Here is a 6,752-nt window from a genome sequence, read left to right as displayed (position 1 = left end):
CAGGCGATCTGGATGGCCGAAACCCGCGCCGACGCCGAACAGGCCTTCGACGCCTTCCTGACCGCCTACGGCGACAAGTACCCGAAAGCCGCCGAGACGCTGCGCAAGGATCGGGAGGACCTGCTGGCGTTCTACGACTTCCCGGCCCCGCACTGGCAGTCGATCCGGACCACCCATCCGATCGAATCGACCTTCGCCACCGTGCGGCTGCGCACCGACAAGACCCGGGGCTGCGTGACCCGCAACACCGTCCTGAGCCTGACGTTCAAGCTCGGTCAGAGCGCGCAGAAGCGCTGGCGTCGGCTCCGGGGTTACGAATGGCTCGACAAGCTCGAGCGCGGGGTCACGTTCATCGACGGCGTCGAGCAGACCGAACCGACCAACGACGAGGCATCCTCCATCACCGACCGGAGCGCCGCCTGAACCAGCGATCGCTCATACACCAGACTTGACCATAACTCAATTGTTGGCCAGTAGAGGGTCAGTTTACGTGGCCATTAACAGCCAGCTCGCTGGTCGCGCTGTAACGCGTCATTCGTCCGCACATGAAGCCAGCATGCCACGAGATCCGCGCGAGCCGTACGGGATGGCGGTCGCTTCGCCCCTTGCGCCCGGGATCCTCATGCGAAGCCGCATCTCCGGAGTTTTCGATTACCCAAAAGAAAAGGCGGGGCCTGCCCCGCCTTTTCCGCTCAACGTCATGCACGCCCCAGCCGACCGGGTGGCCGCTCGGGATCGCTCGGCGACAACCACACAGGACGCCCGCCGCAGAGTCGATGCCAGTATCCGTTGCGGCGCGCCCGAAGCGCCCTCTCCGCAACATCGGCGTGGGCGCTACACTGATCAAGGCCCCTCACCAGAGCCGCCATGGGCGCGCCGTAGTCGTCACCACTGCGATAGGCATCAATCACCCGCCACAGCGCGTCATGGGCGTCCCGATCCCGGTGCCGCAGCGTGGCCATAGGTTCCTGCAGATAATACTCAATCAGTCGCTCGTGGCGCTTTTCCGGAATACGGTGGGCATCCGGGACGGCGCACTTCCCCACATCATGAAAGAGCGCCAGCAGGATCCCGGCTTCCCGAGAATAGAGGTCCAGACTCATAGTGTCCGTGGCAGACATCACCCCCTCGGCCACCTCCAGGCTATGGGCCAGCAAACCACCCGGCTCCCGGTGATGACAGTCCCCGGAGGCCCGGCCCATCACAAAACTCAGGGTGAACGCCGGATCACCAAAGACGGTGCACAGGAAGTCTCGGTAGGCCTCGACCCTCAAGCCTTCCGCGAGCCGTACGAGTCGACCGAGATCTTCCGGGCAAGGCGCTCGATGAACGGGCAGCAGTTCCAGCGCATCCCGTTCACACGGCCGGGTGCCGTACAGGGGATGCGCCACCAGCACCCGTTCCCCGCGCGGATTAACGGCTGTGTGCAGGGAAACATCCCGATACTGCCCGTTCACCAACCCGTGCCCGTCCCAGTCGCGGCGCAGGCCGTACGCCCGCGCGCTCCCCGTCGTGTCATACAGCTGGAAGCGGAAGACCCGTTCGCCCGAAGATGCGACCCCCTCGTTCTCCACTTCCACGCGCGCCGACAACTCGACAGGCTCCGGACACGCCATGTCTTCGTAGTCCCGCATCTGCAGGACCTGTTCCACCGTTTCAGCCTTCATCCCGGACCTCCTTGCCCTCGTTGTCGGTCTCTCCGTGGAAACGCGCGCGCAACAGACGGTCCATCGCCGAACCGTCCTGACGCGTCAGGTTGGGCACGTATCGCGAATAGACCCGAAAGAGCATTTCCGTGCTGGTATGGCCCAGCTGCCGCGCGATCCACTCGGGGTTCTCCCCGGCCGCCAGCCACAATGTGGCGGCGGTGTGCCGGCACTGGTAGGGCTGGCGTAACGCCAGCCCCAGATGGCGGAGCAGCGGATACCAGACCCGTTCGGCCACGTTCTTGGTATCCAGTGGCTGCCCGTTCGCCGTGTGGAAGACGTAGTCGCTGCGACCGGTCGCCTCACGCTGTGCCCGCAGGGCATCGGCGACCACTGAGGACATCATGACGTCCCGCTGCGAGCCATCGGTCTTCGTGTACTCCGTCCTCCCCCGGTTATAGGTTTCGCGCACCAGGATGAGGCCGTTGTCGAAATCCACGTGGCGCCACTTGAGGCCGTGCACTTCCCCGGTACGCAGCCCGGTGAAGAAGCGGACCACGAAGTAGTTCCGGTAATCGGGCCGCACGTGCTCGAGGATCCGCTGGACTTCATCCCAGCTGAACGGCTGAATCTCCCGCTTGGGCTGCTTCAGCCTTTTCAGGTTCTGCAGCGGGAACGTAAACTGGAAACGGTCAGCGGCCTCGGCGAGCACCATCGACAGCACCCCAAGGGTGTGGTTGATGGTCTTGGGCGAGAGCGTAGCGTTGCCCTTCCGGCCGGGGACTTTGGCGAGTGTCGACCGGAATGCAAGAACGTCCGCCTTGCTGATGTCGCTGACCTTCCAGTCACCGAACTGGGGGATCAGGTGTCGTCTGAGGGCGCTTCGATTGCTCTCGAGCGTCTTGAAGCGCCAGCGCACCTCGTTCTCCTGGAGCCACTGCTCCGCGAAATCGCGGAACAGTGGAACATCCGACTCGGGCTCGCTTGCTTCTGCCTCGGCTTCGGCCCCAGAGGCCCGTTCCAGGGCCTCGAACTCCTTAAGCCGACGGCTCTGCGGAAAGTACTCCCGGTAGGCGAAGGTACCGAGGGTCATCTCGGCATCCATCTTCTTCGCCACCTTCTCCATCTTCCGCCGGTTGGCCGGGGTGTCATCCAACGTCGTCGTCTCCCGGCATCGCTTACCCTTGTACCGAAAATCGAAGACGAGCTTGCCGCTCTCTTTCCGGGCTCGAACCTTAACCATGGCAAGTACCTCCCGACGCCATGGGAATGCTCAGGTCGTCTGCAGGAGCGCCCTCCCACATGTCCCGTTCGATCGTTTCCCAGATGTACAGGATCTTCCGCCCCCCGAACGGCCGAAAATAGTGGACCCCCTCGATAAGCACGTTGTCTTTCAGGCTGTCCCGGATAGTCCGGGGGGTGTACTGGATTCGCTCCGCGAGAGCTTCGGTGGTGAGATATGTGAGGTTCTGTGCCATTTTTCACTCCTATATGAGATAATGCATTCAGGATCACAAAACGCCTTCCTTAGAGCCGTTTTGCCATCCTGAATGACACTTTAGGCGGCATAATGACGCCTGTCAAGCTTTTTTGCCATATAGAATCGCATTCTCACAGGTAGCGTATGATCAAATGCCACTTATCGCGGCTCATGGGCGAGCGCAAGCTAAAGATTGCAGACGTAGCGCGCGACACGGGCCTGAACCGCAACACCATCTCGCTTCTATACAACGAGACAGCGAGTCGGGTAGACCTGGATGCCATCGACCGCTTGTGCTGTTATTTCCAGTGTGAGGTCGGGGATCTTTTCGAACGCGTGGAGGGTGCCGGTGAATCCCGCTGACGGGGCCGGACCGGTCACAGAGCCAGGCGGTCAAATTCGAAGGAGGCAGGAAGACACCGATTGAGACCGGTCACATGACGGTCACAGCGTGGTCACAGAGGGTTGGAAGGCCCCAAATGAAAAAGGGACCAGCGACTGTAAGTCACTGATCCCTTTCTCGAAATAATGGCGCGCCCGGGAGGATTCGAACCTCCGACCGCCTGGTTCGTAGCCAGGTACTCTATCCAGCTGAGCTACGGGCGCGTCGACTGAAAAGCGAATTATGGGGATCCGGACCGAGTGATGCAAGCCCCCCCCGGACGAATCCTTTCAGCGCTTGCGCGGCACGGGGTGATACGGCTGGCTGCGAACGCGGTCGTGTTCGTGCATGCGGTAATGCACGAAGTCGTCCACCGCCTCGAAGTGCATGAACGGGTTGCCCTCTTCTTCCTCGGCCAGCGTCGATTCGGGCTTTTCCGCGTAGTTGTGGCCGGGATGGATGCAGGTGTGCTCCGGCAGGCCCTCGCGCAGGCCCTTCAGGGTGTGGAACATCTGCTCGGGGTCGCCGCCGTGCAGATCGCAACGGCCGCAGCCGAACACGAACAGGGTATCCCCGGTGATGAGGTCGTCGCCGGCCGGCATGTGGAAGCAGGTCGAGCCCGGGGTATGACCGGGGGTGTGCAGCAGGCGGATCTCGGTGTCGCCGAGCATGAAGCGGTCGCCACCGTGGTGCAGCTGCGGCTGTTCCAGGTCGCGGCCCCAGAACTCCGCCTCGGGCTTGAGCAGGTGCAGACGCGCCGAGGGGTTGTACTCGAGGATCGCCTCGATGCCATTGATGTGGTCGTGATGGCTGTGGGTCAGCAGGATGTCGCTGATCTCCACGTCCTGTTCCCGCGCCTGGCGCAGGATCGCGTCGGGGTCCCAGGCCGGATCCACCACGGCGGCGCGCCGGCTGCCCATATCTTCGATCAGGTAGACGAAGTTCTCCATGGGACCGAGTTCCTGGCGGTGGATCCGATAAGGAAGCGCACTGGACTGGGGCATTGGCTGTCTCCGTGGTGATGTCCGTGGTAATGCTGTCGCGATTCCGGCCCGGAACGCGGGCCGGCTACCATAAGGAAGTAAACCCGTATCCTGTGGAATCCCGAAACGTCATGCAAAGTTCCGCGCCCGAAGCCGAAAACCCCGAACAGCACTGGCAGGCCCGTTATGACGCGGGCTCGACCCGCTGGGACCGGGGCGAACCCAGCCCTTCCCTGGAGCGCTGGCTGGCGCTCACCGATCTCGCGCCCGGCGCCCATGTGCTGGTGCCGGGCTGCGGCTATGGCCACGAGGTTCCGGCGCTGGCCGAACGCGGCTTCCGGGTCACCGGCCTGGACGTGGCGCCCACCCCGGTCGAACATCTGCAGGCGGTGCTGGAACGCCGGGGCCTGCAGGCACACGCGGCAGCCGTACAGGCCGACATGCTCGACTGGATGCCGGAGGCGCCCGCGGACGCCATCTACGAGCAGACCTCGCTGTGTGCCCTGCCTCCCGCGCAGTGGGAGGCGTACGCCGATCGCCTGCGGCGCTGGCTGCGCCCGGGTGGCGAGCTGTTCGCCTGCTTCATGCAGACCGAACGCGAAGGCGGACCGCCCTATCATTGCGCGCTGCCCGACATGCAGGCACTGTTTCCCGAGGAGCACTGGATCTGGCGCGACGACGCCGGGGCCACGGAGCACTTCAACGGCAAGCATGAAATCCTGCGCCGGCTGATCCGGCGCTGACACGGGCCGCCCGGCGGCCGGGAGGTGACCATGTTCCTGCAGCCCCCCAGCGGCCTCAACGCCATCCGCGCGGTGCTTCTGGATCTCTCCGGTGTCCTGTATGTCGGGGACAAGGCGCTGCCCGGGGCGGCCGATGCCCTCCGGCGCCTGCACAGCGCCGGCTACCCGGTGCGCTACGTCACCAATACCACGCGGCATTCCCGATCCCGCATCGTGCGGGAGATGGACGCGCTGGGCTTCAGCATCCAGCCGGAGCACCTGGCCACCGCGCCCGCGGCCATTCACGCCCGCCTGCAGGCCGAAGGGCGGCGGCCGCTCCTGCTGCTGAATCCGGATCTCGCGCCGGAGTTCGCGGACCTGCCGACGGAAGATCCCGACGTCGTGGTCATGGGCGACATGGGCGAGGCCTTCGACTATGCCCATCTCAACGGCGCGTTCCGGGTGCTGATGCACGGGGCACCCCTGTGGGTCATGGGACTGAACCGGTATTTCCGCGAAGGGGACGGTCTGTCGCTGGATCTGGGCCCGTTCGTGCGCGCGCTGGAATTCGCCGCCGACGTCACCGCGGAAAACTTCGGCAAGCCGGACCCGCGCCTGTTCCACGCCGCCGTCGCCGATCTGGGACTGCAACCGGAAGAGGTCCTGATGGTGGGGGATGACGTGACCGCCGATGTCGACGGGGCACTGGAGGCGGGCATGGCCGCCTGCCTGGTACAGACGGGCAAGTACCAGCCCGGCGACGAGAACCTGTGCGGTCACCCCGGTGCGGGACTGGCGGGCGATCTGGCGGATGTCGTGGACGGCCTGCTGGATCCCGCCTGCCATCCCGAGCGGGAACGCCCCTGAATGAGGACCGCCCCGACGGACTTCCGGGGGGAGAAGACCGACGGGGCGGATAGGGTACCGGACCACGAACCCGGCACGACCCGCCAGGGCGGGCCGCACCGTTGATCGTGATCAGGCGGCGTCGTTACGGAAGATGAAGTGGTGCCGGGCGCCGCGACGCTCGTCCTGCTGCCGCGCCACCTTCTGCACTTCCGGACGGTTGGCGAACTGCGCCAGGGTGATGCCGTCGAGGAAATCGTACAGCTGCTGACTCAGCTCGTCCCACAGCTCGTGGGTCAGGCAGCGATCGCCCTCCTGGCAGTCCTTGTGGCCCTTGCAGCGGGTCACGTCCACCGACTCATCCACCGCCGTGATGATGTTCGCGACGCTGATCTGGTCAGCACGCTTGGCCAGACGGTAACCACCGCCGGGACCGCGGACCCCTTCGACCAGACCCGCCTTGCGCAGCTTCGCAAACAGCTGCTCCAGATAGGACAGGGAGATCCCCTGGCACTGGGAAATGTCGGCGAGGGTCACCGGACCGATCCGGTCGTGAATCGCCAGGTCCATCATTGCTGTCACCGCATAGCGGCCCTTGGTCGAGAGTTTCATGTCTTTCGCCTCCGAAATCGTGGTCGGTATGTCGCCTTGTTCCTTTTCCCAATCCTTATGGCAACAGATTCCGTTCCTAGT

Annotated in this window: 9 protein-coding genes and 1 tRNA gene; 4 read left to right on the top strand and 6 right to left on the bottom strand. The window is 64.3% G+C overall.

Annotated elements, in window-relative coordinates; all coding sequences use genetic code 11:
- On the top strand, window positions 1-423 hold a 423-nt coding region (locus F788_RS0112465; RefSeq protein ID WP_019590370.1), incomplete at its 5' end, for an IS256 family transposase.
- Between the two features lie 275 nt (window positions 424-698).
- On the opposite strand, the gene F788_RS0112460 is transcribed toward F788_RS0112465, so the two are convergent.
- From F788_RS0112460 to F788_RS14170, 3 genes are read right to left on the bottom strand one after another with little or no spacing between them, the layout of a single operon-like run.
- Entirely contained in the window at window positions 699-1,667 is a 969-nt protein-coding gene (locus F788_RS0112460) for a hypothetical protein (protein WP_019590369.1), read from the bottom strand.
- On the bottom strand, window positions 1,657-2,889 hold the full coding sequence (locus tag F788_RS0112455) for a site-specific integrase (RefSeq protein WP_026332785.1): 1,233 nt from the start codon (window positions 2,887-2,889) through the stop codon (window positions 1,657-1,659). The genes F788_RS0112460 and F788_RS0112455 overlap by 11 nt, the downstream gene beginning before the upstream one ends.
- On the bottom strand, window positions 2,882-3,124 hold the full coding sequence (locus F788_RS14170; protein WP_019590367.1) for a hypothetical protein: 243 nt from the start codon (window positions 3,122-3,124) through the stop codon (window positions 2,882-2,884). Before F788_RS14170 ends, F788_RS0112455 begins: the two co-directional genes overlap by 8 nt.
- Before the next feature lie 146 nt (window positions 3,125-3,270).
- Between F788_RS14170 and F788_RS0112445 the strand changes: the two genes are divergently transcribed.
- Window positions 3,271-3,489 carry a helix-turn-helix transcriptional regulator gene (locus F788_RS0112445; protein WP_019590366.1) on the top strand — a complete coding sequence of 73 codons (219 nt, stop codon included), beginning with the start codon at window positions 3,271-3,273 and terminating at the stop codon, window positions 3,487-3,489.
- A gap of 166 nt (window positions 3,490-3,655) precedes the next feature.
- Here the strand turns inward: F788_RS0112445 and F788_RS0112440 are convergent.
- Both F788_RS0112440 and F788_RS0112435 read right to left on the bottom strand, forming a co-directional pair.
- Window positions 3,656-3,732: transfer RNA gene (locus F788_RS0112440), tRNA-Arg, on the bottom strand.
- A gap of 66 nt (window positions 3,733-3,798) precedes the next feature.
- The gene (locus tag F788_RS0112435; RefSeq protein ID WP_018870842.1) at window positions 3,799-4,512 is read right to left on the bottom strand and encodes an MBL fold metallo-hydrolase; all 714 of its coding nucleotides are present in this window, start codon (window positions 4,510-4,512) and stop codon (window positions 3,799-3,801) included.
- Window positions 4,513-4,622: 110 nt separating this feature from the next.
- Here F788_RS0112435 and F788_RS0112430 point away from each other — a divergent pair, with 110 nt between their 5' ends.
- Both F788_RS0112430 and F788_RS0112425 read left to right on the top strand, forming a co-directional pair.
- Window positions 4,623-5,234, top strand: coding sequence for a methyltransferase domain-containing protein (locus F788_RS0112430; protein WP_019590364.1), 612 nt, complete (start codon window positions 4,623-4,625; stop codon window positions 5,232-5,234).
- A gap of 30 nt (window positions 5,235-5,264) precedes the next feature.
- Window positions 5,265-6,080, top strand: a complete 816-nt coding sequence (locus F788_RS0112425; protein WP_018870840.1) for a TIGR01458 family HAD-type hydrolase — start codon at window positions 5,265-5,267, stop codon at window positions 6,078-6,080.
- 111 nt (window positions 6,081-6,191) lie between these two features.
- On the opposite strand, the gene iscR is transcribed toward F788_RS0112425, so the two are convergent.
- The gene (gene iscR / locus F788_RS0112415; protein WP_018936055.1) at window positions 6,192-6,671 is read right to left on the bottom strand and encodes a Fe-S cluster assembly transcriptional regulator IscR; all 480 of its coding nucleotides are present in this window, start codon (window positions 6,669-6,671) and stop codon (window positions 6,192-6,194) included.
- Window positions 6,672-6,752 lie beyond the last annotated feature (81 nt).

Origin of the sequence: Thioalkalivibrio sp. ALE10, from assembly GCF_000381385.1 — a bacterium.
Lineage (GTDB): Bacteria > Pseudomonadota > Gammaproteobacteria > Ectothiorhodospirales > Ectothiorhodospiraceae > Thioalkalivibrio.
This window is presented reverse-complemented; position numbering and strand designations above follow the sequence as displayed.